Below are 26,616 nucleotides of genomic sequence, written 5' to 3'. Positions count from 1 at the left end.
TCAGTTTTCTCCTATCTGTGCCTTGAGCAGCTGTGACCACGTCGATTGCGGGTTGTTGGCGAGTTCTTCCGGGGGGCCGTAACAGCTCTTGCCACCTTGTGAAAGTACGACGACGCCGTCTGCTTTCGCTGCAGTATCGGTACGATGCGTTACCACAAGTAGCGTCAGATCGGGGCGAGCTTGGCGTAAATCCGCAAGTAAACGATGCTCTGTGTACGTGTCGAGCGCTGATGTTGATTCGTCTAAAACGAGTACGGACGTATTGCGAATGAGAGCGCGAGCGATTGCGAGGCGCTGCTTTTGACCGCCGGAAAGATTTTTCGCATGTTCGAGTATGGGCAGGTCGAGCACGCTTTTAGACATTGCCGAATCTGCGGGTGAATTCTGTGTTTGTGCTGGTTCTTGAGCTTCAAATTCGGTGTGCAAAGTGTTGGCATGAGCTATCTTGAGCGCATTGAGCATGTCGGTATCGTTGGCCTGTGGATTCGCAGCAGCGAGAATATCTCGAACGGTCCCAGGGAAAATAATTGGTTCTTGCGGAACGAGCGTGACCGTCTGAGTTATATCTGTTTGTGCAGGTGAGTGGCCAAAGACCGAGATCGTTCCGGCGGTAGGTTGATCGTATCCAATGAGTAAGCCCAAGGCGGTGGACTTTCCCGCGCCGGAAAGTCCGACGAGCGCCGTCGTCTTCCCTTTTTCGATACGGAAGTTGAGATGCTCAAGGGCGGGTTTCTCGCTTCCGATGTAGGTGTAGCTGACGTCGTCGAAAACAATTCCGCTGCGCATGTCCGTGTTGCCGGTGTCTGCGCTGCTCATACCCGCGCCGTTCACGCCTGTATGCTCGCACACCACAGCGCCCTGCTCACGTGCCACGTTACCGCGCTCGCACACCACAGCGCCCTGCTCGCGTGCCACATTACGGCGCTCGCATGCGATGTCAGTAAGAATATGATTCATCGAAGCCAGAGCCGAAATCCCGAAGAAGGCTTCGTGCCAATACGTCGAGAGCAAGGTAAACGGGCGGAACATTTCAACCGAGAGCAACGTGATGAAAAACAAGTGGCCGACGTCTACATTTCCTGCCCGCACCTGCGCAATTGCAATAATGAGCGCCAAAGCCGGGCCAAGCACTTTCATCGTCGTGCTAATACCGGTTTCTCCCAGCGATAACCGCAGTTGGCTGAGAGTGGACGTGAGTAAATCCTGTGATTGTTTATGCAGCTTATCGCCATAAGCTTGGGCAGCTCCGAAAGATTTCAAGGTCGACATTCCCATCATCGCATCGATAAAATCTGCATTGAGAGTTTCGTATGCCTCCCAATGGCTGCGTCCACGTGTGGCGAGCGCTGCGTCCCACAGTCGCGGAGTCGCGACGACGGCAATCCCGCAGGCCAAGAGTACAAAAGCAATCGGAATGCTAATAGTCGCTAAACCGATAGTCAGCGCCAGAGCCGTCACGGCAGTGACCGTCAGTTGGGTAAAATATTTCACGAAGTACGGCTCAATCGCTTCGACGCCGTCGGTGATAACGGATTGCACATTCCCCGAGCGTCCGAGCCCAATTCGCATTGGCCCTTTGCGATCAATTTCTTTGAGCAACGTCCGCCGCAGATTGCTCTTGATCACCAACCCTGCCCGGTTTTGCAGCAGCTGCCCACACACATCTAATAATGGACGCACGAATAGCAGCACTGCGATGATCGCTATTAAAGTGACGATCTTGTGGATATTTCTGCTGCTCAGTAGCTCGGTAAATAGCATCGCATTGAGCATGGCTATCAGCACATAGAGCGCAGACACTGCAATTCCCACTAAAATCGGCGGTATCAGCAGCCAAAATGTTAGACCGCCTGCTTCCATTATTCTGCGCTGTTGTGTGAACATTGTCCTCCTTGAGGGATTAGATGGGAATGGTTTTTAGGCGTGTGGCATTGGGAAATGGTTGATGTTTTCTTCTGGTAGCGGCTTGTCGCGCCAGCCCAGTTTTACTGCTTCAGTGACGACGACGTCGTTACCCAGGTAGGGGAAAGCTGCGGGTGTATTGCCCACGGTTCCTGGAATAATGCTGCGAATGACGCGCATCGCGCAGGCGCTCACGTCCGGAGAGGTGATATCGACCGTGATGAGCCGGTTTCCTCGAGCTTCGATTTTGGCACGATAGGAGCTGAGCGAATTATCGGCCAGCGGTGTTACTGTGCTAGCTAGCCGTGTTGCTTCGCGATCGAGGAGAGGGGCTACATAGTCCACGGCTCGCGGGTCGAGAAATACTTCTTGCTGGACGAGAAGATCGTCTACGTCTTTGAGGTCATCTCGGAAATCGTCAAGATATTTTCGGTCTGCGCGCCAGGCTTTATATGATCGCCCAGGTAGTAGCCCTGATCTGATGGCTGCCCAGTGTGTACCGTGAGGATTCTTGAGGTCATGGGCGCCTTCTTGCAAAGTGAGAGCTTCACTCCAGGCTTTCAAAGCTGCTTCTTCGATACTGGCTCGGCAAGAGAAACCTACATGAACCAATTTCGACGTGTCGTTATGTATCACGCCGGCTGCCACCGGAATGTCGAAAGTGTTGTCAAGATTAATCAATCCGGCGCGCAGAGTTTCTTGGGCGCCGTCAAATAATCTTCGTTGTGCGTCGCTGAGCACAATATGTGGCAGCGCAAAACTATTGAGCCACCAGACCATCGTGGCATGCCGTTCGATCACTTCACTGACGCCAGATAATATTGCCTGCTCAGCAGTGGCACCGGCAGCCACCCCAGCAAAAGCGGGGAAGTTGATCCGTGGTTCATGGCTGTTTTGCCGCGTGTGCCAATTGACGTACACAAGGGAGGCTGGAACGAAAACGGGTGCTTCGTCGTCGGCATACATTCCCTCTACCCAACCGATCTCTAAATCGCGGGAAAAAGGAACAAAAGGGAAACCGGGATGCGCATACTGCCGTTGAGAAAAGAGCACAATTTCGGCAGGGTCAAGAGCCGGGTATCCGCGTTTGCGCAGCTGGTTGTAGCTGGCATAAGTCACGGGCTTGATATCGATCAAATTTGAACAGTAGCGCTCGACGGATTCTCCAATTGCGGCATAAAAATTATTCTCTATGGCTTGAGCCTTTTGCACTGGTGACGCATCAGGTGGAATGATGCTTGAGCCCTGGCAAAAGACCGTGTTTACGTAACCTGAGATTTTAGTGAGGTCGGTAGTGCGAGCCTGAGTGGTGTGGAGAGTCGGCGGCATATACGCGCTGTGTTTGACCTCAGTCAGTTCCCGCACCAGCCCGAAGCGCGTATCGACGACGAAAGTTTGGGGATGCTTGACGCTCTGGTGCGCCGGGGGATTGACGAAGTGACGCGGTAGTACGGGGTGAACGTTGAGCGCGCCGCCGGGATGCAGTTCCCATACCGTATTCACGACGCCGTTGCGCTGAGTATCGACGCTGCGTTCCGTATGTATTTGGGAGATGAGCTGTGCACATTCGTCGAGAAATTGCGGGCAGTTGAGGATGTGTTCGAGGAAATTGCCTCTCATTGCAGGCTGGAGGCTGGCGAGGTAGACCTCGTGATCGATAGCATTTCCTCTTTCGCGCGCCACGCAATCGTGGTAGCTCGCTCCATCGCCGTCGATCACCGCTGGACCAACGAGGAGTGATATTCCTGAATAATCAATGGGAATCCACGAAACGTTGAGCTCATTGAGTGTGGATAGTTCTTCGCAAAAGACTGCCTTGGACTGGTTCGATCTGCACACGATGAGTGTGCCACCGTGAAATGCTTCGTAGGCGCATTCGCGGGGAGTTAGGTCAGAGTATGTGCATTGAACGTCAAGCTTGGCTAGTTTTGTGAGTTTTTGCAGTCGTGCTGCTAATTCTGTGCCAAGGGCGGCATCGCCACAGATCAAAATATTTCCGCAGGTCTGGGACGTTTGGGAGGTTTGTGCAGTGGGAGGACGCTCTACCAGTGGTTGTGCGTGTGGCCTTTGCGCATGCTTATGCGGATCGAGTTTGCGTATTGAATGGTGTTGGGTGAGTTTTTCGAATAGTGGTGCGCCCAAAATTTCTGGTGAGCAGTTGTTTTGTGCCTGGTCGATTACCTGGGCAATATCAGTTGCTTGAGCGTTGAGTATTAGATTTGTGCCGTCGGCGCATGTGAGCAGGGATTTTTCGGATGTGAGTGGTCGAAGCTCAGTGCAGATTGTGAGCATTACATCTCCGCAGGTAGTGGTCGGATGGTTGACAGTTATGTTTGGTTGTGTGATTGGTTGTTTGGCTGGTGGCTCCGCCCATGGAGGCGAGCGGTATCGCGGGTGGTATACGCGACGGGGCGGTGCCTAGATGTGTGGGCAGTGCCTAGATGTGTGGGCAGTGCCGAGGGGAGTCGTTCTCGGCACCGCCGTCACACTTCGTTTTGGACTTTATGCCCAAGCAAAAGTGCTGGTTGTGCGTGCATGATGGCAGTGTGGCACTGTCATCCGATCAGTGCTGGTCTTCTTTACTTCAACAATTTCAAGGTTTTCCATCGTGATCTCCTAGTCACTGAGGTAGTGAGCGCCCAAACTCACCTTTGATATGTTACTTAGGGTAGGCTACCCTAAGTAACATATTTGCAGATAATTTCTGATCTGACAAGAGAGTGAAATTTTGCTTTGACTAGGGGATTTTATGAATTTTTTGGATTCATCTAGCACGATTCATCATAACTATCTAAACATGCGCATGAGAATGTTGGCAGGGCGAAAGTGCTTAGACGAAATATGCACTTATGTTCATCCGCAAGTGCCATTTACCTGTTTTGGTGAAGCTTCAGCCACCCCTCCATGCCTAGCGTGTCTGTACATAGGATTTGGGTTATCTAACTTGGGGAATTATTCCTCACAAGCAGCGCAGGAGTGTGCCGAGTAATGCTCCAAAATCGCTGTGCTCGTGTGTGGTTTATGGTCTGCCTTGGCGCATTACTCCTCGTGGTTAGTATCTTAGGAATCGCTATTGGTGCAAGTAATATCCCTCTCTCAACTGTTGTTTCAGGAACGTGGCAGGCGATAAGCGAAACTTGGCAGGCGATAAGCGGTGCGAATCTGAGTCAAACTGCAACCGGTGTACTTGATGCATCTGGTACGCAAGACGTCGACCTACAGATCATTTCCGAGATTCGCCTACCACGCGTCGTCCTCGGGCTTTTGGTCGGGGCAGGATTGGCAATGTGTGGGCTCATCACTCAATCGCTGCTGAGAAACCCACTCGGCGACCCTTATATTCTGGGTATTTCTTCGGGGGCTTCAACAGGCGCAGCTCTCGTGATCGTTTTGGGAAGCTCGCATGCCTTATTGAGCACGATAGGGGTAACTGCTGGCGCTTTTATCGGCGCATTAACGGCGATTATCTGCGTCGGGTTACTGGCGAACGTCGGTGGGAGAGTCACGCCGGCTCGAATCGTTTTTGCGGGGATGGCTGTAAGTTATATGTTTTCTGCGCTCACCAGTCTAATTACCATTCTTGCCAAGAATGCGGCCGGCACTAAATCAGTTTTGTTCTGGACTTTGGGATCGCTATCTGCGGCGTCGTGGTCTGATGTTCTGATGGCGGCATGTGCCACATGCTTAGCATTTGCGCTTTTCTTTTTGCTAGGGCGGCGAGTCGACGTATTGAATCTTGGCGACGACGCCGCTCGCTCACTTGGTACAAACCCCAAAACTTATCGCAACGTATTGATCGTCATTGTGGCGTTCACCGTCGCGACTTTGGTGTCTTTGAGCGGTTCAATCGGTTTTATAGGGCTGGTTGTGCCGCATCTTGCCAAAGTATTTGTTGGATCGACGATGCGCGCTGCCTTGCCGGTAGCTTTTGTGCTCGGCGGAATTTTGGTAGTCGCTGCTGATATTTGTGCGCGCGTGATTGTTCGCCCTGCTGAATTGCCTATCGGGATCTTGACGGCTCTCGTTGGGACTCCGATGCTCATGATTTTGATTAAGAAACACGCACAAAAATAAGGAGAATACTGTGCCATTAACGAAAAAATTAACGTCAACGATTGCGGTGATTGCTATGGGAGTAACTGCGCTGAGTGCTTGCTCCACGGGCAAAGAAAATACCACAACTGCGCGTGGTGAACGTGCTCATTCATTTACTGTCAAGAACTGTGGCAAGGATCAGGTGTTTGAAAAGACGCCGCAAAAAGTTTTGTCTATGGGCGTCACGGGTCTGGCATTTTTAGTTGCTGCGGGCGCTGAGGAAAAAATTGCTGGTCGTGCTAATGAACTTGGCGAAAAACCGGCGAAGTGGATTGGCGATAAAGCGAAGGACGTCAAGATCCTCGCTGATCAGAATCTTTCTATTGAGAGTCTGGTGTCGTTTAAGCCAGATTTGGTTTATGGGGGTGGATTTGATTCCAATGGTGCCTCGCCCGACGCTGTGCTAGCTAAGAAGATTCCAGCGGTAGTGGATTCACCAGAGTGCCATTATTATTATCCAGATCAGCGCGAAGATGAGTCCTTTCAGGCGATTTTGAAAGAAATTTCTATGTTGGGTCAGCTTCTTGGCACAGCTGAGAAAGCTGAAAAGACTGTTGAGCAATTGCGCGCCAAGATTAAAGAAGTTGAGTCCGAAAAGCCTGGTCGTGGGCGAAAAGTTGCGTATGCATACTATTTTGGTGACGACGACGGTCTCTTTAGTTACGGGACGAAAGGCGTGATGGGCGAGATTTCTAAGACTCTGAATCTCACATCGGCTATCGATCCTAATTACCACCCACATCAAGGCCCGATTGCCCCTGAAGCGTTCGTGAAATCAGATCCGGATCTGATCGTCGTCCTTGTGGGGATGGGCGGCGCTACCAAGGAGAATTCGCTGGCTCGCTTAGAGAAGATTCCGGGTTATCAAAATATGCGAGCTGTAAAGAATAAGCAAATCTTTTTTGCTGACTCAGCAATGGCGTATGCCTCTCCATCTGCGTTGTATGGAGCTTTTGATCTCGCTAAACAAATTCAGAAATAAGGATGCAATATGAGCGATTTTCCCCTCAGTGTCTTTGACGCAACAGTGAGATTTGGTCGATTTACGGCGCTTAACGCTGTGTCTTTCCATGTGAAGCCAGGTCGGATATTGGGTATCGCTGGGCCCAATGGCTCTGGAAAGACCACTTTGCTTCGTTCGCTTTTTGGGGCGCAAAAACTCACTGAGGGGAAAATTGAAATTGGGGGCAAAGCTCTCGATGAATTGCCAGCTGCTGAAGTAGGCAGGCGACTTTCTGTAGTTTCGCAGTTTGAAAGCGATTCGGATCATCTGCGGGTCGGCGAGTTCGTGTTGCTGGGCAGGGTGCCACAACGCCGAGATTTTCAAGGTTACTGTGTGGACGACAAGCTCATCTGCCAGCAAGCTTTAGAAAAAGTGGATATGGGAGGATCGCAGCAGCGATATTTCCAATCGCTTTCTGGTGGTGAAAGGCAGCGAGTGATGATCGCTCGAGCTTTGAGTCAGCAGTGCCCTTGCATGCTCTTTGACGAGCCGACGAATCATCTGGACGTGAAATTTCAGCATCAAATCCTGCAGCTGATTCGGTCGGTGGCAACCACAGCGGTGATTATTTTACACGATCTGAATCTGGTGGCTCGATATTGTGACGACGTGATTATTATGCGTGACGGTGCAATTATCCAGCAAGGAACTCCACAGGATGTGCTCAATGCGCAGCTCATTCGCAGTGTGTACGGAATGGACGCCAAGGTGATTAACGACGCCGGTACGAAACAGTTTATCTTCCGCTAAGAGCTGCGTGATTGCGTAATTCGATAGCAGCGCTCAATGGCATACCTGTGTGAGAATCGAGCAAGTCTCTTCGATTCCTCCTTGGTTGAGAAGGTCGTGGGCAAGGCAGGTAAGGGTATCTAGTTCGTTATCCGCAGTTCCTAAAGGGTTGAGTATGGCATGTGCCGCTCGGGACTGGTGAATGAGGCGATTTGATTTCGTGCCAGACATCGACAGCTCAACGCCTTTGACGGCGCGATGAATCATATATGGTCCCGCTTCAGGAGTCGAGATTCCGGCGCGAATGGAATACTCGCAAGGGAAAAGGTTCTGTTGCAGGTTAACCACTAAAGAATATCCAACGGTCAGAGCCGTTTCGAGCAGATACTGGGAGACGTGGGCAGGTTGGCCGACGGCATAGTATTTTGCAAAATCTGGAGAAACTGGCCATCCTCCGAGCCGCAGCGTGACTTCTACTGTACCGTCGTCGTCGATTTGATAACGAAAGAAGCGTCCGTCAATCGAATGTTCGCTTTGCGCAACCCAGGAATGATAGTTTCGCTCCAGCGGGACGCAAGTGGGACTGCGCAACCCACAAAAGCGCGGTTGTATAAGAAATTTTTTCGCCGTCTGTTGAATATCGACGATTTGTTTTTCAGCGTCTTCTCTGCTCAAGGTGATAGGAAGACGCCGGGATGGGTGCGCTACGAGGACGAGCGAGAGTCCTTCGTAGGCCTGAGCGCATTTTGTCGCTGTTTCATAGCGGGAGCGTTCGGCCGATTCTCGTTCGTGACGAGTTTGGAATGCTTGTTTATACAGAGCGCGTATTTCATGTTCGGTGAGCCCAACATTCTTTCCGTCTCGTCGGATTGGCGCCAAAAATCCTGCTAGACCCGATGCGTTTTTGCAGGCTACGAGGTGTGGAGTTGAATCGGAGGCGAACACTTCGATGATGTAAACCAGCTGTTCTTCGTCGTTTTCGGCCGTGTGAATATCAATGTGGGTAACGGGAGGGTGGATGAGTGAGTATGCGGCTTTGCGGATGTGGTACTCAATCTGATCACTGTGGCTGTAGGGAAGAATCGACGTTGCCGCGTTGTCATTTCCCTGTGTGGTGATGCCGCAAACGATCCATCCTCCGCCAGAGTTTGTCATGGCACATAGTTCGTGAGCGAGGGCAAGATGTGCTTCGTGATCGCAGGATTCTTCGCGGAAGAATCCAAGGTCTTGTTTGCTGGGGAGCTTTTCTTCCACGATTTTTTCGATTGCATCGTAGGTTAGTGGTTTGTTGAGAGGAATGCCAAGCTCACGATGGATTGGAGTTAGCTTTTGCGGAAGAAGATGTGAATTTTTCATAGTGCACGTTTTTCAGTAAGTGGTGTTAACAGGGTTTGTTTCACAGCAAAACATGTATAAATATGCAAAGCAATTGACTCATTGTCTTGATGTTAAACATCCTACACCTGTGTGTTTATTGGTGGTAGGAAAATTTGAGTGAATATTATTTCTGTCTTACTGGATATTTATTGCGTGGGATGCTTGGCGTATTTTAGCAGACTCGCCAGTTTCTCAACTGTGGTGTGGGTTACAAATTTTTGAGCCGATTCGGGACTCAGAATGGAAGTGCCTCAGGGCGGGGCAAGATTCTCGATTCGTGATGAGAGTCTGTTATTTCCTATAAGGAGAGAGACATGAAAACGGGAATTCGTAGGTTAGCACTAGGAATGATTGCCGCTTTTGCGGTTGCAACACCAACAACTGCTATGGCAGCGACGTCGATGCCAGAATTTAGTTCCGCGCCACCTGCAGTTGTTCGCACAGAGGCGAGCGTTCAAGTAGAGCAGGGGCAAAAGATCTTCAGTGCTTCTGGGGGTACTTGTAGTATTACGGTTATTGACTCGAGCACGGCTTACACTGCTCAGCACTGTGGAGACGGGAAGTGGACGGTTGGATCGAACGTCATGGATCTCGGGCGCCATGTGATCGGCACGGTGGCATATATTCCGCCACAAAAGGGCATGGACTATATCAAGATTAAGCTTTCGGACGGCGTTCGCATCGATAAAACCTGGACTAAGCGAGCCACCTCAACCCTCGTTCCTGGCGAGCCGTTGTATGTGCGAGGCCTGGGAGAGCGCACCCAAGTTGGACACCTGGTGGATCTGACGCATCAGTGGTGGATTGGTACGAACGATCAGACTCTCTACATTACTCCGCACATCACCCGTGCTGGAATGTCTGGCGGTGCCGTCCTTGATATGCAAGGCAATGTTGTGGGCATCAATGTTGGCTACTCAGGTGGAAACACTGTATTTATGCCGTGGGATCGTATGCAGTGAGTGGTGAGAATGGAAGAGCTTTTGCTCGTGAACTGAAACTGGGCAATGGCACTTCCTAAGGGTCGCTTGGGATGCGGAGCTGTGCCCGCACCCCAAGCGATTTGCTCCAGTGTTGGGATGAGTCCCATTTATGAAGAATTAGCGCTATTTCATGGGCGAATGTGCGCTTTGAGATAGTGTGTTGATGTGATGAGAGCTTTCAGCGTTGAGGCGGTGGCAAGGGTGCCGCCCGGGCTCCATCATGAGCACAACAAGGAGGTTGATTATTTCATTAGTGAACGCGGGGTGCCGTAATTGCTGTAATTGCTGCAATTACGGCATTTAACTAAACAAACATGTATTAAGTAAAGGGGATAAAAATGACTATTTTGCGAGGTAAATCTCGTGGAACTAAATACACGGTTCGCAGCCTTGGTGGTTTGGCAGCTGTGTGTGCACTGCTGAGTTTCTCATCAGTTGACCCAGTGTCAGCTGCCGAAACTCGTGCTACAGACTTGGGCTCGCAAAGCGTCGTCGGGACTGTTGAAAAATCTGCAGAACTCGATGCGGCAGCCGCACTCGATCAATTGCCAGTTAAAGGGCGCGCTCCAAAAACCGGATATAAGCGCACCGAATTTGGACGGGCTTGGACCGACGTCGATCATAACGGTTGCGATACTCGCAACGACATCTTGAAGCGCGATTTGACGCAGGTTGCATTCAAGAGTGGGCGCGGTGGCGAATGTATCGTTCAGTCTGGAACGCTCATTAGCCCATATAGCGGCGAGGTTATTAATTTCGCAAGGGGAGCTGGTACGTCAGAGCTTGTCCCGATTGATCATGTGGTCGCGCTGTCTGACGCTTGGCAAACTGGTGCACAACAGATTTCAGTTGAATCTCGCACTGCTTTGGCAAATGACCCGTTGAACCTTATTGCAGTAGATCGGGCTTCGAACACAAAGAAGAGCGATTCCAATGCTGCAAGTTGGCTGCCCTCGTATAAGCCATTCCGGTGCGAATATGTTGCACGTCAAATCGCAGTGAAAACAAAGTACAAGCTGTGGGTAACGGATGGTGAGAAGAAAGCGATGAAGCAAGTGCTATCAAGTTGCCCAGGGCAGAAATTGCCCTCGCAACCTCCATATCGAATCGAAACAGTGATAAAAGAGCACGCTGCGCAGGTGCGTGATCATGTGGTATCAGATGGAACTGAATATGCGAAAGCCGCATAAGTCTGAGGCGATCGAGATAATTGCACAGTGATGTAATTGTGCATTGACTAATCATATTGGGGGCTAAGCGTGCTCGCGCTTAGCCCCCAGCCAAGCTCTATTAACCCCTATTTTGCTTGTCCGGAAAATACATGGGGTCTCAGCGGGCTAGAGCGCGAGGGGTGTCGCAATGCTTGAGAATTTAAAAATTGCTATTTCAACTACCGATTCGTTAAATTCATTAAACATTTTAGTCGTAAATACTGCGAATTCATGACTGTTCCGTGGCGAGTGTCCGAAATGTCGATATGTTGAACATGTGCTCATTGATTCGTCAATATTTTGACGTGTCGCAAAAATGCCACAGCTGAATCTCTTTGTGAGCTACGTTTTTGTGCAGGCAAACGTCACAGCAAAGGAGCGATTTATGCTTTGGTTCCATTTAATTTTGTTGATCATCTTTGTGGTGATTGGTTCAAAGATTGGAGGAATTGGCATTGGTCTGACAGGTGGAGCCGGTGTGCTCGCTCTTGCCGCCACTGGATTGCACACGGATGTAACTAAAGATGTGCCGTGGGGTGTGATTGGAATTATCATGCCCGTGATCTGCGCAATTGCTGCATTGCAAGTTGCTGGAGGCATGGATTATCTTGTGCATTTAACTGAGATCCTCTTGCGTAAACACCCGCGGCAGATTAACTACCTCGCTCCTTTCGTTACTTTCATGCTCACGGTCTTGTGTGGCACCGGGCATACGGCATATTCTGTACTGCCAGTTATCGTCGATGTCTCGAAAGAAAATGGAATTCGCCCTTCGCGCCCGCTGTCGATTGCGGTGGTTGCTTCGCAATTGGCGATTGTGGCATCGCCAATTTCGGCTGCCACTGTGGCGATGGTGGCGATTTTATCGCCGTTAAATGTTGGGTATCTGCAAATTCTGGCCGTCACCATTCCAACAGTGTTTATTGGATGTATGGTTGGAGCTTTAGTGGCCGCTCGTCAGGGTAAAGAGCTCGCAGACGACCCTGTCTATCAAGATCGTTTAGCGCGTGGACTCGTGGCGAAAAGCGCTGCTACCCACAGTGGATATAAGCCAAAGGCCAGTGCGATTCCAAGCTTGATCGTATTTATGATCGCTCTGCTCTTGGCGGTTGTATATGCCACCGCGGCGTCGAAACAGATTGGGCTTATTAGCAATCCGCCAATGGAAGCATCGGCGGCAATTATGGTTATTATGCTCAGCTGCGCAGCGATTATTTGCTTCGTTGCAAAGATTCCGGCGCAGTCGATTCCAGATCAATCGACGTTTAAGGCAGGAATGACGGCTTCTATCTGTATTCTTGGTGTTGCGTGGCTTGGAAACATGTTTGTGAACAATTATATGGACGCCATTAAGGGGGCAGGAGCAGATGTTTTGCAACAATCCCCGTGGTTGCTCGCCGTTATTCTCTATTTTGCTTCGCCACTTCTGTTCTCTCACGCGGCGACGACGGTGGCCTTTATGCCGGTAGCGGTCAAGTTGGGACTGTCCGCAGTCACGCTTTTGGCTTGTTACCCTGCAGTTTCAAACTACTATTTATTGCCTAATTATCCAACCACGGTTGCTGCAATGGAGATGGACGATACGGGATCGACGCGATTGGGGAGAACTGTGTTCAGTCATTCGTTCGTTCTTCCTGGTACGGTTGCGATTGTCGTCGCCGTATTGCTGAATTTTGTGTGGGCGCCAATCGTTGTGGGAGTATAACTAATCGTTTTTGGTGCGCAAAAGCTATTTTGAGACCTAATGGTTGGCGAGCAAAGAACAATATCGGTGTAAGATTCTCGCGTTTGGTAAAAACTACTCAATTCGGATAAGTGAGATGAAATTCGTAAATGAACCTCAAACAACACTCTGATTCACCAAATGCCGGAAATCCTGCGCATGTACACGATAAAGCCGATGAGGGCTACTCGAAAGGGCTGAAAAATCGCCATATCCAAATGATTGCCATTGGAGGGTCAATTGGAACTGGCCTGTTCTTGGGTGCAGGTGGGCGACTTTCTCAAGGCGGACCAGCTTTGGCAATCTCCTACGCGTTGTGCGGATTAATTGCATTCATCATGGTTCGTGCTCTCGGCGAGTTGTCGATACGCCGTCCATCCTCAGGTGCATTCGTATCCTATGCTCGCGAGTTCATGGGGGAGAAAGGTGCATACGTCACTGGATGGTTATTCTTCCTCGACTGGTCTACCACAGTTATGGCAGATATTACAGCGGTGGCTCTGTACCTGCACTACTGGCCCAGTTTTCAAGTAATTCCGCAGTGGGTATTGGCCACTCTCGCCCTCTTGCTGGTACTCGTTTTGAATATTCTTTCCGTCAAAGCGTTCGGCGAATTCGAATTTTGGTTGGCTCTCATCAAAGTTAGCGCCATTTTGATTTTCATGGCGATTGCAATCTGGGCTATCGTCACAGGTCAAAGTGTCGGAACGCACACGGCAGGATTCCATAACCTCACCAATGCAGGCGGCTTCTTCCCCTTGGGTGTGCTTCCGCTCTTCACGCTCTCGCTCGGCGTCGTCTTTGCTTTTGGCGGCACCGAAATGGTAGGCGTGGCTGCAGGAGAAGCAGAAAATGCGAAAACCATTTTGCCTAAAGCTATCAACTCGATGATTTGGCGTATTGCATTTTTCTATGTGGGCGCCGTCGTACTCATGACGCTCGTATTGCCCTGGACTGCCTACAGCGATCAAGAATCGCCTTTCGTCACATTCTTCACCGGAATCGGAATTCCGCACGCGGGCACAATCATGCAAATCGTGGTACTCACTGCGGCGCTGTCCTCACTCAACGCCGGATTGTACGCCACGGGTCGTACCCTGCGTTCCCTCGCAGTTGCTGGCGAAGCTCCAAAAATGGCGGCGAAGCTGAACAAAAACTACGTTCCGATGAACGCCATCATCATTACGGCAATCTTAGGTCTAGTAGGCGTGCTCATCAATTATGCATATCCGAGCAAAGCCTTTGAAATCGTGATGAATCTAGCGGCCATCGGCATTGCCGGAACGTGGATTTCCATTCTCCTGACTCACTGGATCTACGTCAGAAAAACGCAGCGTAGTGGTCAGGCTCGCCCCGAATACCGGCTACGTTTTTATCCGTACAGTAATGCGATCGCCATTGCATTCCTCGTGATTGTTATCGTGTCGATGTGGTTTGATGTTGAAGTAGGGCGCCCTACGATCTACATGTTCATGGGTATCATCGCTATGCTCATTATTGGTTGGTATGCTGTGCGCAATCGGATACGTGGAGACCTGATGGATCATGTGCTCGATGAACAGCCAGCGCAAACGGCGCTAGACATTCAAGGTGAGTGATAGACGTGCGAATTAACGTAATCTATTCGGGCGGGACGATCGGGATGATCGAAACTGATACTGGCTTGGCGCCCGGTGCCGATTTGCGAGGTTGGTTGAATGATCTCGTTTCCAGGCGCCCAGAAATCGGTGATGTCACACTCACCGAGTTTCCTACGCTTATCGACTCCTCAAATGCCACGCCAGCCGATTGGCAAGCCTTGATTGACGCGCTGTGGGCAGCCCGAGCGGAAGCCGATGGATTCGTTATTTTGCATGGAACAGACACGTTGGCATACGCTGCGGCGGCATTATCCTTCGCTCTTGCGGATTTTGGTAAGCCGGTGGTGCTCACTGGCTCGCAACTGCCTATCGGGGCGCTCGATACTGATGCGCATGCCAATGTGGTGGACTCGCTCAAGGCGGTGGCGAGCGGGCGTATCGATTCGGTTGCGCTCGTCTTTGGCCGTTCGGTCTTTGCGGGGAGCTGTGCATCGAAATGGTCATCATGGAGTTTTGAGGGATTTTCGTCGCCCAATGCGCCACTCTTGGCCACCACCGGCGCTCCGTGGCAATGGAACGACGTCGAGCGTCGTCGTAACAATGCGTTTGCACAGGCAAAGCCGTATGTAGCGCACGACGTCGTGGTATTGGATCTCGTGCCCGGAATCAGTGCGCAACGTGTTGATTCCGTATTGCATCCGCGACCAGCCGCCGTCATCCTTCGCGCCTACGGCACCGGAAATATTCCTGCGCGAGAGCAAGGATTGGTCGAGGCTTTGGCACATGCGGTCGACGACGGTGTGGAGGTCATCGTCTCCTCACAATGTACGCAAGCGCAAGTGAGTCTGGGGTATTACGAGGCAGGCTTTGCGCTTGCGCAGCTAGGCGCGGTCAGTGCCCAGAATATGACGTTCGAGGCATGCTATGCCAAAACGGTCTTTTTATTGTCACAAGGGATGCGAGGTGAAAAATTTAAGTACTGGATGGAAGAATCGCTCAGCGGAGAAATTACCAATACGCTGCGTAGCAGATAAATTCGTGGAAGAATAAAAACACAGCAAGTGCGTTAATGATGACGCATGATTTATTACGGAGGAAAGCACATGCCTACCACACGAATTGAAGAAGATCTTCTGGGAGCTCGTGAGATTCCGAATGACGCCTACTACGGTGTTCACACCCTCAGAGCAATAGAAAACTTCAAGATTTCAGGTGTCACAGTAAATCACGTTCCCGAGTTCATTCGCGGAATGGTTCAAGTCAAAAAAGCAGAGGCACTGGCAAACCGAGATGCGCGGGTGCTATCTGCTGATGTTTCGCGCGCTATCGTCAAAGCCTGTGACCTGGTTCTTGACGAAGGACGCTGCATGGATCAATTCCCGGTAGACGTGTTCCAAGGTGGCGCGGGAACCTCGGTAAATATGAATACCAATGAGGTTATCGCGAATCTAGCTCTGGAAACGATGGGACTCGAAAAAGGCACCTATTCGGTAGTCAACCCAAATGACCACGTAAACAAATCGCAGTCAACCAACGACGCATACCCAACCGGCTTCCGCATCGCCGTCTACCGCATGGTGATTGGCCTGGTTAACGAAGTGCAGAATCTCGGTGATTCCTTTGGCGTGCTGGCGAAGAAAAATGAGCGCGTGCTCAAAATGGGGCGTACCCAGCTGCAAGATGCCGTACCTATGACCGTTGGCCAGGAGTTTGATGCGTTCCGGGTCCTGATGGAAGAGGAAGTAAAACACCTCATTCGTGAGGTCGAGTTGTTGCTTGAGGTCAACTTAGGGGCGACGGCGATCGGTACAGGCCTCAATACGCCAGACGGATTCCAGGAGATAGTCGTCAAACGACTTGCCGAAGTTACTGGTCTGGACGTTAAACCTGCACCTAATCTGATCGAAGCAACATCAGATACGGGAGCGTACGTATCGCTCTCGGGTGCTTTGAAGCGTTTTGCTTCGAAGCTGTCGATGATTTGTAACGATCTTCGCTTGCTTTCCTCTGGTCCGCGCGCTGGTCTCAATGAGATCAACCTGCCTGAAATGCAGGCAGGATCGTCGATTATGCCAGCGAAAGTCAATCCAGTAATTCCAGAAGTCGTCAACCAAGTCTGTTTCAAGGTGATTGGAAATGATATGACCGTCACGATGGCTTCAGAAGCAGGGCAGTTACAGCTCAATGTGATGGAACCAGTGATCGGGCAAGCTCTCTTTGAGTCGATTTCACTGCTCCAAAATGCCTGCATCACTTTGCGCGAGCGCTGTGTAGCGGGCATAACGGTGAACGAAGATATTTGCGCACAATTCGTGATGAATTCAATCGGTATCGTCACCTATCTCAACGATATTATTGGGCATCATGAAGGAGATCTGATTGGTAAAGAGTGCGCTCTCACAGGGAAATCTGTGCGTGAAGTGGTCCTTGAACGTGGTCTCATGACGCAAGCTGAGCTCGATCGGGCTCTCTCAGTAGAGAACCTCATGCATCCGAAGTACATGGGCGAAGTATTTCCTGATGATCCAGAGCGCGAGATTGTGCAATAAGCACGACGCGCAATATGCACGAAAATGCTTCGATAGGAGCTGTTTAATGCTGTTAGGGGTGTGGGTGTGCCAAATGCGCACCCACACCCCTAAGCACATCTTCGCATCAGGAACTGTACATCGGCTGATGAGCAACGCACCGCCTTATTAACTGCGCAGCGCTTTATCTGTAGTTACGGCGCCTTATGAGCCGTACATCGCTTTATCAGCAGTACATCGCTGTATGTGCCGCGCGTTGCCTCATCAAGAAAATATACGAAGTGGATCAGCGTTGCCGTAAAAAGCCCTTTGCTCTACCGGAATAACTCGTTGCTGAAAAGAATCAGCGTGTGACTTCGAATCCTGCGCGGCACAAATCTTGCGTTGAAGAGCTGAAAAACGGTAGTCAATGCCAGACTTTGAGTGCAACCAGCCCCGATTCGGCTCAGCCTGCACCAATTCCCAATCGTCACCGATTTCCGGCGCGAAAGCATCAGCTTCTGAAACGCGCAGATCGACGTCTGTAATAACTAATGCATCTGCCTGTGCGAGCATCGCTGCATAAATCTGTGCTCCGCCAATCACCCATACAAACTTCGTAGGGTTCAATGCATCTGTGCGGCCAAGAGCTTCCTCAATGCTCGTGCACACGAGTGCGCCCGCGGTGTCAAAATTTGGATCCGATGTGAGCACAACGTTGAGGCGATTGGGCAGTGGCCTGAATCGCTCGGGGAGCGAATCCCAGGTGCGTCGCCCCATAATCACTGGATTTCCAGAAGTCACGCGCTTAAACATCGCCAAATCTTCAGGAATATGCCAAGCTAGCGTGCCCTGTGCGCCGATTGCGCGATCATGCCCTTGTGCCCAGATCATTCCCAGCATTATACGGCCACCGGAGCTTTGATCACGGGGTGGTGCTGGTATCCGTTTGAGGCAGCAATATCGTCCATTTCGTAGTCAAAAATTGACGGTGCTTTTTTGAGCTCGAGCGTCGGGAACGGATATGGCTCGCGTGAAATCTGCTCTTTGACCTGCTCAATGTGGTTGGAGTAGATGTGGCAATCGCCGCCCGTCCACACGAAATCGCCCACTTCCAGATCGCATTGCTGCGCGATCATATGAGTTAGCAAGGAATAGGAGGCAATATTGAAAGGTACTCCCAAAAAGAGATCAGCAGAGCGCTGGTAAAGCTGGCACGAGAGCTTCCCATCTGCCACGTAGAATTGGAAGAACGCATGGCAAGGCATCAGCGCCATATCGTCAAGATCGGCCACGTTCCACGCCGAAACAATCATTCGGCGCGAATCTGGATTGTGCTTAATCGTCTCCACAACCTGCTGAATTTGGTCAATATGACGACCATCTGGAGCTGGCCACGAACGCCACTGATAGCCGTAAACAGGGCCGAGCTCGCCGTCGTCGTTAGCCCATTCATCCCAAATGGTGATTCCGCGCTCTTGCAGCCATTTTACGTTTGTATCGCCGCGCAAGAACCACAGCAGCTCACCTTTTACGGCCTTCATTGCCACAAATTTCGTGGTTATGCGCGGAAAACCCTCGTTGGCAAGATCGTAGCGAAGCTGGCGTCCGAACACCGAAAGTGTGCCGGTGCCCGTACGGTCACTTTTATGGGCGCCATTTTCGAGAACGTCGGCCAAAAGATCTTCATATTGTCTGTTCACAGCAACCATAATTTCAGTCTAATTCAGTTGGCCTTGAATGTCTTTACCGTGTCTTCGATGATCCGCGCGTCGCGTTCAAAGATTTTTGGCAGTTGGGCGAGCACTTTCTTTTCAATTCCGGCGCCTAAAAATGGCACGTTGACCTTGACATCACCCACGTGAGTAACGGAGGTGCCGGCGTCGTCGTTGAGAATTTTTGCAACGATTTCAACCTGTACGGGCGCGCCTTTGATCACGACGTCGTAGTGCACAGTAGCGCTTGTACCTGCAGGAACTTGGTGCGCAGCGATCGTAACGTCGAGGCCACTCGGAAGGAGCGTGCGCATTTGGGGCGCGAACTTTGCCGGCGAGATAGTGGCATGCAGATTGCTCGATACCTCATCACAGTGCGGCCTCGCAGAAGCCTCGAGCGAATTTGTAAAAGTGAACTGCTCGAGGCCGAGCTGCTGAGCGCGCGCATTCGCAAGCTCAACAGAGGGCAAAACGTCGAGTACGCGAGAAATATCTGCATCAATATGTGTAACAACCGAGAATTTCATATAACCATTCAACACGAAAAACGCATATTGTGGAACTGTGCCAACATTGACAAAAATTTTAGAGCGCACTGAGCGCTTCACTGAAGATGAGAGAAAATGGTTTCACCAGCTCGCCGGAGACTGGCAAACCATTGCCGATATTTCCTTTGCAGATTTGCTGTTGTACGTCCCAACCGACGATGGCTTCATCACTGCAGCTCATGCGCGACCCGCCACTGCAGCTACGCTGATCGAAACCGATATCGTTGGCGAAAAAGTTGATGGCGATAGCGTTGAGCACGTCTATGCGGTGTTCAATTTAGGCGAAATGATTGTGTCTGAGGACTCAAGTGTTTCAAATACTTTCATTCCCGTTCGCCACTGCGGCAAGATCATTGGCGTGGTGCGAGTCATATCTGCACTGCTCCAAGACAGAGTCCCTTCGCAGGCTCAACAAAATTACGAAGAAATTGCCCAGGATCTCTTTGAGATGATCGCTTCAGGAGACTTTCCGCTCGAGGGAATGCCGGCCGGTTTCCGGCACGGAACTCCGCGTGTTTCTGATGGCGTGATTCAGCTCGACGACGACGGTGAAGTCCTGTACGCGAGTCCCAATTCGGTGTCGCATTTCCGCAGACTCGGTGTGGACGAACCGTTGATCGGCAATATTCTTGCTGAAACAGTCACCGATATTTTCGATGATTTTTCGATCCCGGAGGAGTCGCTTCCCTTAGTGCTGCTTGGTAAAGCGGCGTGGGTGGCAGAAATTGATGCGCACGGCGTGATCGTTTCGCTGCGGGCGCTGCCATTGATACGCAAAGGAGAGCGCGTTGGTGCCTTGCTGATGACTCGAGAAATTACGGAATTGCGCCGGCAAGAACGGGAGTTGCTCACGAAAGATGCCACTATTCGCGAGATTAACCATCGGGTGAAGAACAATTTGCAAACTGTTTCTGCGCTACTGCGACTGCAGGCACGCCGAGCGGTCAATGACGAGACTAGAGTGGCACTTGGTCAAGCGCAGCGACGCGTGGGCATGATTGCGCTAGTCCACGAGGGGCTTTCCCAAACGATTGATGAAGTTGTTGAATTTGACTCAGTCTTTGGATCATTGCTGAAAATGGTTCGAGATATTGCCGTCACAGAGTCAGCTGTTGATATTTCGCTCAACGGCTCATTTGGGAAAGTACGTGCTGAGCAGGCGACTTCGCTCGCTGTGGTGCTTAATGAGGTCATTTCGAATGCTATCGAGCACGGCTTGGTTAAAGGCGGCAAAGTTGAAGTCAATGCTGAGCGACTCGGTGAACGACTGTTTGTGCAGGTGCGTGATAATGGCTCGGGTATTTCCGAGCAAGGACCTGGTGGAGGTTTAGGCACCCAGATCGTGAAAACACTGGTCAATGGAGAGCTTAACGGCACTATTGAATGGTCGAATAATCCCGACGGCGGTACGTTAGTGAGCTTGGAACTCAAGTTGCGATAAACGATATTTTCGTTGGGTGTGCAGGCGAATAATAAGGCAGAGGAATGAAAATGTGGTGGTTGAAATTTTCAACCACCACATTTTCATTAAGAAACTCTCAGATTGGACGGCGGGTACGTGCAGTACGACGACGAAGGGTGCGGCGCTCGTCTTCTGACATTCCGCCCCATACTCCCGCATCTTGATTGGTTTCAATAGCCCACTTTAGGCACACTTCAAGCACCGAACAGGTGCGGCAAACCCGCTTTGCCTGCTCCGTCTGAGCCATAGCTGGACCTGAGCTTCCAATAGGGAAGAAGAGCTCGGGATCTTCATTAAGACAAGCAGCCTCGTGACGCCAATCCATGTGTTGTCTCCTTGGAACGTGCTTGCAGTGCCGAGTAATTCTCGAAAAGTGCACGTTACTTAGTCGTGTATTTGTTGTAATACTTAACTTTTGCAGTTTTCGCCCGCAGAGTAAAGAGTAAAAACTGTGATCCTTAGCGTGTTTATTTTATGGATCAACCATAATGACCGCTCAATGAGGGAATCATAGTTTGAATTCGAGTCCAAATTCCGGCTAATAACGCACTAATCAGCGTCAATACAAGCACGGAGGACCACGGTATAGAAAAGAATTGCCGCCACGTGAGTGTGCCTACATACACCGTTGCCAGGTATGTGCCGCTCGTCACTCCTGCTAATCCGCCAACGAATACGGATAATGTAGTGCGCCCGATCGCTGATACAACCAAGCTGGTGGAATTGATATGTTGCGAAACACCTAAGCCTGATAACACCCGAGTCTCAGATAGTTGCGCTTGTTGAGAAAGATACAACGAGTTACACACTGCGAGCACACACAGGATCAAAGTAAGGGTCAGTAACCCTAAGGTTATGAACGACGCCGGGGCGTTTTTGCTTTGGTCACCGGGTGGATCAGTGGCCAAAACGACGTCAGGGCAAACGATCGCATTACTTTGTATTGCAGCTATCGTAGCTTGGTAGCTAGCGGCTTTGTCCGCAAGTCCGTCTGTGGAAAACCTGATCCAGGTTTCGGTGGTTTGCCTAGAAGAAAAGAAGTGCTTGAGGTCTGTCGAGGTGATAATGCTCCACGGTACGTTTTCATATCGAGCCTGGAGAGTCAATGGCTCTGCACTGCTGTTTTGCACGCTCAATGTGACGCTCTTGGGCGATTCTTCGCGTGGTATGCCGAGTAAATCTCTAGGGATAATGATCGTACCTGGTTTCAGACTACGCAAAAACTTCGTATCCGAGGTGAAATATTCACGCGCAGCGTCCGGATCCATGCTGTAGACGTAAAAATTCTCAAGAGGTGATGCGTCTGCGTAACGCAAAGTCCCAGTTACAGTACGCACTGGCAAAATACGATCGATCAATGGATCTTGTGAGAGATTCGCCATTGTGTGTTGACTGATGCCCTCAGCATCTGTGCCAAGACTCGCAGTGTCGACGACTTTGGCAGCTGCATCAAAGGGAAGCAATTTCGCATCGGACTCTTGGTGCGCCGTCGTCTTAATAGAGCTCATCGTGGTTAAACCTAGGATACAAGCCGCAGTGCAAATGATAAACAGCGTTCCGATTCGCGACAGCGTATCTGCATAGTGTTGCGTGGCGGCCAGACGGAAGCTGTTGACAGATCGGCTCAGCCGCACTTTTCGTATGAGTGTAGAGACGACGAAACGCAAGAGGAAGAATGCCGCAAACGCCGCAAAGAGCAGCAATGCAATCATTGCCATCAAGCGAAGTGACTGGTAGTTGTTGCCGGTTTGAACGATAAAAAGAAGATCTTCGGGAACCACGATAGAGAAGAACAAGGCCACAGTTCCCAAGCCAAGGATAATTAAACTGAAGATAACCGTGAGAAGAAAGTTGTTTTTTCGCGGTTTATCCTGAGCGTAAATATGTGAAGCAGGGACAAAGCTATACGTCATAATGCTCGGTATTGAGGCGAGGAATGCCACCCCCATGGAGCCGAGTGTGGCCAAGAGGTAGTCGCTGGGTTCCACACTGAAATTTTGTGGAATGAATGCTCCGCCGCTGCCAGATTTCATGGTTTCAATGAGCACTTGAACGAGCGCTCGGCCAATGGCATGACCGATAGCTGTGCTCAGGAGAGCGATTATGAGAATTTCGCTAATGTTTAACCCAAAGATATACCAGCGGGTTGCTCCAAGTACGCGCAGTTGAGCGATGGCACGGCTACGATTCTTCACCAGCGAGCGAGTCGAAGCTGCAATCACGAAACCAGAGATGAGCATTGGTAATGCCAAGAGCCACCCCAGAATACTTTGGAAATATCCAATGCTTCGCGCCTGCTCATCGGCAATTGAATCGCGGAGTTCTTCTGCAGAGGTAATAGTTCCATGCGTGATGTTCTCGATTTTTTCCCGCAGAAGCGATCGAGAAGCATGTGGCTTTGCGGTGACGAGCACGCTGTCGCTATTGCTCATTTTTTGTTTGCTGATCGCAATGCCAGTTGCCTCATCGGGGGAATTCACAAGTAGCTCGTTGTGGAGTGCAGCATTAGAAAATGGGCTGCGTGAAAAAATACCGCTAACTGTGAGTTTGTGTGGAGAAAGCGCGAAAGAACTCTCACTGTAGATAGTTATTTCTTCTCCGATTTGTATATCCAGAGCTTGAGCGGTTGTCTCAGAAATGAGCGTTTGCTTGTTATTGGCAGGATATGCGCCGGAAGTTACTTCAATGCTGGTCCATCTGTCTGGGGGAGTGTTGTTGATGTTCGCATCGATGGCATGGGATTCGAACATGACTATCGCAGGCAGGTTAATGGACTTATAGACGCTCTCTACTTCGGGCAGGGCTTTGACGTCATTAGCGAGCTTTTCCGCTGAATATTCTGGGTCAGTTACTGAAAAAGCTACTTGCCCGGCGGTTTTCGTCACTGAATGCTCGAGTGCTTCACTCAAAAAAGGATTGAGCAAAATCTCGAGAAAAATAAAGATTGACGCTACAACCAGCGCTAATGATGGGAGTAAATGCGATCTCCAGTTGAGCGAGAGTGTCCTGAATACGTGGGTTAACATCACTCTTCGCCGTATCCAAACGAATTCATAGCCAATAAAATCGATTGCAGCGAGGGCGAATCTATTCGTCCAATAACTTCGCCATCAGAGAGCAAGTAAACGCGATCGGCAAAGGCTGCAGCGGCTGGATCTTCAGTCGTGATCAGCACAGAAACTCCGTATTCTCGCACGCACACTCGCAATAGCGACAGGATCTCCCGAGCCGCTTTGCGTGCCATGCCATGCACTGGATCGTCACAAATGAGCATTCCGGCTTGCGAGAGCAGAGCGCGAGCAATCGCCGTGCGCTGCTGAACTGCAAGGGTTGTGTTGTGCGGACTGAGGTGGAGATATTGATGCAATCCAAAATCGTGAACTATCTGTTCAAATTCATTTTCATCAATATCGCGCTTGGAAAAACTGCTTGGTAGACGCAGATTTTGCTCAATTGTTAACGAAGGAAGCAAATTATCGGATTCAAAAATGACGCCTAACTTGTTCTTACGCAGGTCAACGATTTCTTCGTCGCTCAATTGCACGATATTAGTATCGCCCAATTCAATAAGCCCGGAGTCGGCTTTTTCAATTCCGGCGATCAAGGAAATGAGGGTGGACTTTCCAGCACCCGATGGCCCGAGAAGCGCAGTGAACTGCCCTGCGGGGATATCAAACGTCACTTTGTCCAGCACGGGAAGTGGCCTGCCGGCATCGAGAATGTATTTGCTGACGTCTGCAATGGTCGCCGAGAGCGGGATTCGATCCATTCTCCGCCCTTTCAGTCAATTTCTCCGGGTTTGACCAACCCGGCCTGGTATGCCATCACTACTGCTTGCACTCGATCACGAGCGCCAAGCTTTGCAAAAATTCGTCCAACATGCGTTTTGATTGTGGCTTCGGCCAGGAACAATATCTCGGCGATTTCGCCATTGCTCAGGCCGCGTGCTGCATGATAAAGCACTTCGCGTTCACGATCAGACAGAACGTCAAGCAACTCTGGGACGATCGCTTTCGTGTAGGAAGCTTCCGTTGCCAGATGCGCAACGAGACGTTTTGTAGACGACGGCGCGATAACGGCGTCTCCCCGATACACAGTACGAATCGCCGATAGCATTTCATTTGGTGGTGCATCTTTAAGGAGAAAACCAGAAGCTCCTACCTCTATGGCGCGCATGACGTATTCATCAACGTCGAAGGTGGTGAGAATGATGATCTTTGGTTCGACTCCGTGTGCGAAGTGTGACTTGACTATTTGTTCGGTAGCGTCGAGTCCGTTCATTGTGGGCATGCGCACGTCCATGAGGATGACGTCGGCGGGAACCAAAGCTATCCGATCAACGATTTGATCGCCGTCGTTCGCTTCCAATACCACCGACATGTCTGGTTGTGAATCGATGACCATCGCAAAACCAGAACGAACGAGGTTCTGGTCGTCAACAAGTGCCACTCGTATCATCTGTTCGGATGTATCTTGTTCAGTCATTTGTTATTCCTCTCGAGGTGGTCACAGGGATGAGCGCGCGAACTTTGAATCCACCTTCGGGTCGTGGACCTGCATCAACAGTACCGCCGAATACGGCTGCGCGTTCGCGCATACCAATAACGCCGTGTCCTTTGCCGTCATCGGGTGCAGCAGCTCCGCGCCCGTCGTCTAAAATTTCAAGTGTAATTGCCACGCGAGTCCATTTGAGAACTACAGTTATTTTGGCGTGTGGACCTGCGTGTTTAAGGGAATTCGTGAGCGCTTCTTGGCAGATTCGATACAGGGCATTTCCTAAACCAACTGGCAATGGGAATGCTTTTCCTAGGCGAAGATAAGAAATATCGGCACCGGACTCTCGCACATTTTGAACGAGCTGTTCGAGGTCGTCACCCACTGGTTGCGGCTTGAGTGGCGAGTGACTTTCGTTCGGATCACGAAGCACGCCAATAATGGAGCGAATATCTCCCAAAGCGGCGCGTGACATTTCGGCGATTGTTTCCAGTGCACGTTGCGCTGCCTGCGGATTGGCTTCGGCAGCATAACGACCGCCATCGGCTTGAGCGATCACTACCGAAAGAGTATGCGCAACAATATCGTGCATTTCGCGTGCAATTCGCGTGCGTTCTTCAATGACTGCCATTTCTGACTCTCGCTCGCTCTCACGCAAAATCTCGGCATTGCGATTGAGCATTTCTTGGTAACGCTGTAGCTGCAGGTATCGCAGGAGAGCAAGTGAGAAAGTGGCAATCACAACGGATTCTACGAGCAGAAAATACAGCATCGATTCGAGTGATGGCGTTGCAGCAACCACTGGAAACGTCAGGAGGAAGCCATAAAAAAGTGCTCCTAACAGAGCGGCAATTCGTGCTTTTCGTTCGCCGTAGACGGTGATAGCGAAGAGCGAAAAGAGGATCACGACGTCGAACGGAATGACGAGCGTGGGCAGCAACAAGAAGCGAGCCAAAAAAGAAAAATAGACTAAAGAGGCACTGAGAAGTGGCTTTGTGCGCCGAAAACCCGTGGCTATACACGCGATCGTCACCACCGTGTAGAGGCTTACGATTTCATTTCCCGCCAGATCAGCTTTGGAATCCACAAAGAGCGCAGAATAGGCGAATAGAGCAGCAGCAATGAGCGCAAGAGCTATATCAACTGGTGAAATCTTGCGAGAAGCGATGAAAATCTGCTGGACTGCCATAAGTTAAGAATACTTCGCGAGCGCTGAGGATTCCGAATAAAAACTCATACCCAGGGTGGAAAATTTGCCAGTATTGGTGCAGAAGTAAAATTAACTAG

21 protein-coding genes are annotated in these 26,616 nt (G+C 50.6%); 10 read left to right on the top strand and 11 right to left on the bottom strand.

The features are described from left to right. Entirely contained in the window at window positions 1-1,884 is a 1,884-nt protein-coding gene (locus JOD55_RS08210) for an ABC transporter ATP-binding protein/permease (RefSeq protein WP_204399518.1), read from the bottom strand. Window positions 1,885-1,917: 33 nt separating this feature from the next. Next, window positions 1,918-4,194, bottom strand: coding sequence for a YcaO-like family protein (locus JOD55_RS08205; protein ID WP_204399517.1), 2,277 nt, complete (start codon window positions 4,192-4,194; stop codon window positions 1,918-1,920). Window positions 4,195-4,890: 696 nt separating this feature from the next. Between JOD55_RS08205 and JOD55_RS08200 the strand changes: the two genes are divergently transcribed. From JOD55_RS08200 to JOD55_RS08190, 3 genes are read left to right on the top strand one after another with little or no spacing between them, the layout of a single operon-like run. Next, complete coding sequence (locus JOD55_RS08200) at window positions 4,891-5,976, top strand: FecCD family ABC transporter permease (protein ID WP_204399516.1); 1,086 nt, start codon at window positions 4,891-4,893, stop codon at window positions 5,974-5,976. A gap of 10 nt (window positions 5,977-5,986) precedes the next feature. Further along, a complete protein-coding gene (locus JOD55_RS08195; protein WP_338022236.1) occupies window positions 5,987-6,979 on the top strand; it encodes an ABC transporter substrate-binding protein in 993 nt (330 codons plus the stop codon). Window positions 6,980-6,988: 9 nt separating this feature from the next. Beyond that, on the top strand, window positions 6,989-7,750 hold the full coding sequence (locus JOD55_RS08190) for an ABC transporter ATP-binding protein (protein WP_204399515.1): 762 nt from the start codon (window positions 6,989-6,991) through the stop codon (window positions 7,748-7,750). A 33-nt stretch (window positions 7,751-7,783) separates the two neighbouring features. On the opposite strand, the gene JOD55_RS08185 is transcribed toward JOD55_RS08190, so the two are convergent. Beyond that, window positions 7,784-9,085, bottom strand: a complete 1,302-nt coding sequence (locus tag JOD55_RS08185) for an AlbA family DNA-binding domain-containing protein (RefSeq protein ID WP_204399514.1) — start codon at window positions 9,083-9,085, stop codon at window positions 7,784-7,786. A gap of 335 nt (window positions 9,086-9,420) precedes the next feature. Here JOD55_RS08185 and JOD55_RS08180 point away from each other — a divergent pair, with 335 nt between their 5' ends. From JOD55_RS08180 to aspA, 6 genes are all read left to right on the top strand, one after another. Next, entirely contained in the window at window positions 9,421-10,068 is a 648-nt protein-coding gene (locus tag JOD55_RS08180; protein WP_204399513.1) for a trypsin-like peptidase domain-containing protein, read from the top strand. A 359-nt stretch (window positions 10,069-10,427) separates the two neighbouring features. Beyond that, window positions 10,428-11,279, top strand: a complete 852-nt coding sequence (locus JOD55_RS08175; RefSeq protein WP_204399512.1) for an HNH endonuclease family protein — start codon at window positions 10,428-10,430, stop codon at window positions 11,277-11,279. A 358-nt stretch (window positions 11,280-11,637) separates the two neighbouring features. After that, window positions 11,638-13,005 (top strand): anaerobic C4-dicarboxylate transporter family protein, encoded by a 1,368-nt coding sequence (locus tag JOD55_RS08170; protein ID WP_338022235.1) that lies wholly within the window; start codon window positions 11,638-11,640, stop codon window positions 13,003-13,005. A gap of 128 nt (window positions 13,006-13,133) precedes the next feature. Further along, complete coding sequence (locus JOD55_RS08165) at window positions 13,134-14,621, top strand: amino acid permease (protein WP_204399511.1); 1,488 nt, start codon at window positions 13,134-13,136, stop codon at window positions 14,619-14,621. Between the two features lie 5 nt (window positions 14,622-14,626). Further along, window positions 14,627-15,637, top strand: a complete 1,011-nt coding sequence (locus tag JOD55_RS08160) for an asparaginase domain-containing protein (protein ID WP_204399510.1) — start codon at window positions 14,627-14,629, stop codon at window positions 15,635-15,637. 69 nt (window positions 15,638-15,706) lie between these two features. Next, window positions 15,707-17,152, top strand: a complete 1,446-nt coding sequence (aspA, locus tag JOD55_RS08155; RefSeq protein ID WP_204399509.1) for an aspartate ammonia-lyase — start codon at window positions 15,707-15,709, stop codon at window positions 17,150-17,152. 243 nt (window positions 17,153-17,395) lie between these two features. On the opposite strand, the gene JOD55_RS08150 is transcribed toward aspA, so the two are convergent. From JOD55_RS08150 to JOD55_RS08140, 3 genes are read right to left on the bottom strand one after another with little or no spacing between them, the layout of a single operon-like run. Next, window positions 17,396-18,004 (bottom strand): dihydrofolate reductase, encoded by a 609-nt coding sequence (locus JOD55_RS08150; protein ID WP_204399508.1) that lies wholly within the window; start codon window positions 18,002-18,004, stop codon window positions 17,396-17,398. Between the two features lie 8 nt (window positions 18,005-18,012). Beyond that, window positions 18,013-18,822 (bottom strand): thymidylate synthase, encoded by an 810-nt coding sequence (locus tag JOD55_RS08145; protein ID WP_204399507.1) that lies wholly within the window; start codon window positions 18,820-18,822, stop codon window positions 18,013-18,015. Window positions 18,823-18,836: 14 nt separating this feature from the next. Next, window positions 18,837-19,352: a DUF2505 domain-containing protein gene (locus JOD55_RS08140; RefSeq protein ID WP_204399506.1), complete on the bottom strand. Its 516-nt coding sequence runs from the start codon at window positions 19,350-19,352 to the stop codon at window positions 18,837-18,839. A gap of 37 nt (window positions 19,353-19,389) precedes the next feature. Between JOD55_RS08140 and JOD55_RS08135 the strand changes: the two genes are divergently transcribed. Further along, window positions 19,390-20,814 carry a histidine kinase N-terminal domain-containing protein gene (locus JOD55_RS08135; RefSeq protein WP_204399505.1) on the top strand — a complete coding sequence of 475 codons (1,425 nt, stop codon included), beginning with the start codon at window positions 19,390-19,392 and terminating at the stop codon, window positions 20,812-20,814. Between the two features lie 97 nt (window positions 20,815-20,911). Here the strand turns inward: JOD55_RS08135 and JOD55_RS08130 are convergent, their stop codons facing one another. The 5 genes from JOD55_RS08130 to JOD55_RS08110 form a co-directional block, all read right to left on the bottom strand. Beyond that, window positions 20,912-21,160 carry a WhiB family transcriptional regulator gene (locus JOD55_RS08130; RefSeq protein WP_204399504.1) on the bottom strand — a complete coding sequence of 83 codons (249 nt, stop codon included), beginning with the start codon at window positions 21,158-21,160 and terminating at the stop codon, window positions 20,912-20,914. Window positions 21,161-21,314: 154 nt separating this feature from the next. Continuing rightward, on the bottom strand, window positions 21,315-23,744 hold the full coding sequence (locus JOD55_RS08125) for an ABC transporter permease (protein WP_204399503.1): 2,430 nt from the start codon (window positions 23,742-23,744) through the stop codon (window positions 21,315-21,317). Window positions 23,745-23,860: 116 nt separating this feature from the next. Further along, the gene (locus JOD55_RS08120; protein WP_204399502.1) at window positions 23,861-24,604 is read right to left on the bottom strand and encodes an ABC transporter ATP-binding protein; all 744 of its coding nucleotides are present in this window, start codon (window positions 24,602-24,604) and stop codon (window positions 23,861-23,863) included. Window positions 24,605-24,615: 11 nt separating this feature from the next. Next, window positions 24,616-25,320: a response regulator transcription factor gene (locus JOD55_RS08115; protein ID WP_239538990.1), complete on the bottom strand. Its 705-nt coding sequence runs from the start codon at window positions 25,318-25,320 to the stop codon at window positions 24,616-24,618. Continuing rightward, window positions 25,313-26,518 (bottom strand): sensor histidine kinase, encoded by a 1,206-nt coding sequence (locus tag JOD55_RS08110; protein WP_204399501.1) that lies wholly within the window; start codon window positions 26,516-26,518, stop codon window positions 25,313-25,315. Before JOD55_RS08110 ends, JOD55_RS08115 begins: the two co-directional genes overlap by 8 nt. Window positions 26,519-26,616 lie beyond the last annotated feature (98 nt).

Source organism: Arcanobacterium pluranimalium (assembly GCF_016907845.1).
In the GTDB taxonomy this organism is placed as follows: Bacteria; Actinomycetota; Actinomycetes; order Actinomycetales; family Actinomycetaceae; genus Arcanobacterium_A; species Arcanobacterium_A pluranimalium.
The sequence above is the reverse complement of the archived record's forward strand: the minus strand, read 5'-3'. Positions and strand labels throughout refer to the sequence as shown.

Bases quoted from the DNA above. Each gene is read 5' to 3' on its own strand.
- JOD55_RS08150 (WP_204399508.1), bottom strand. From the start codon at position 18,004: ATGATCTGGGCACAAGGGCATGATCGCGCAATCGGCGCACAGGGCACG.
- JOD55_RS08120 (WP_204399502.1), bottom strand. From the start codon at position 24,604: ATGGATCGAATCCCGCTCTCGGCGACCATTGCAGACGTCAGCAAATAC.
- JOD55_RS08180 (WP_204399513.1), top strand. From the start codon at position 9,421: ATGAAAACGGGAATTCGTAGGTTAGCACTAGGAATGATTGCCGCTTTT.
- JOD55_RS08190 (WP_204399515.1), top strand. From the start codon at position 6,989: ATGAGCGATTTTCCCCTCAGTGTCTTTGACGCAACAGTGAGATTTGGT.
- JOD55_RS08145 (WP_204399507.1), bottom strand. From the start codon at position 18,822: ATGGTTGCTGTGAACAGACAATATGAAGATCTTTTGGCCGACGTTCTC.
- JOD55_RS08110 (WP_204399501.1), bottom strand. From the start codon at position 26,518: ATGGCAGTCCAGCAGATTTTCATCGCTTCTCGCAAGATTTCACCAGTT.
- JOD55_RS08130 (WP_204399504.1), bottom strand. From the start codon at position 21,160: ATGGATTGGCGTCACGAGGCTGCTTGTCTTAATGAAGATCCCGAGCTC.
- JOD55_RS08210 (WP_204399518.1), bottom strand. From the start codon at position 1,884: ATGTTCACACAACAGCGCAGAATAATGGAAGCAGGCGGTCTAACATTT.
- aspA (WP_204399509.1), top strand. From the start codon at position 15,707: ATGCCTACCACACGAATTGAAGAAGATCTTCTGGGAGCTCGTGAGATT.
- JOD55_RS08115 (WP_239538990.1), bottom strand. From the start codon at position 25,320: ATGACTGAACAAGATACATCCGAACAGATGATACGAGTGGCACTTGTT.
- JOD55_RS08185 (WP_204399514.1), bottom strand. From the start codon at position 9,085: ATGAAAAATTCACATCTTCTTCCGCAAAAGCTAACTCCAATCCATCGT.
- JOD55_RS08175 (WP_204399512.1), top strand. From the start codon at position 10,428: ATGACTATTTTGCGAGGTAAATCTCGTGGAACTAAATACACGGTTCGC.
- JOD55_RS08165 (WP_204399511.1), top strand. From the start codon at position 13,134: ATGAACCTCAAACAACACTCTGATTCACCAAATGCCGGAAATCCTGCG.
- JOD55_RS08140 (WP_204399506.1), bottom strand. From the start codon at position 19,352: ATGAAATTCTCGGTTGTTACACATATTGATGCAGATATTTCTCGCGTA.
- JOD55_RS08205 (WP_204399517.1), bottom strand. From the start codon at position 4,194: ATGCTCACAATCTGCACTGAGCTTCGACCACTCACATCCGAAAAATCC.
- JOD55_RS08200 (WP_204399516.1), top strand. From the start codon at position 4,891: ATGCTCCAAAATCGCTGTGCTCGTGTGTGGTTTATGGTCTGCCTTGGC.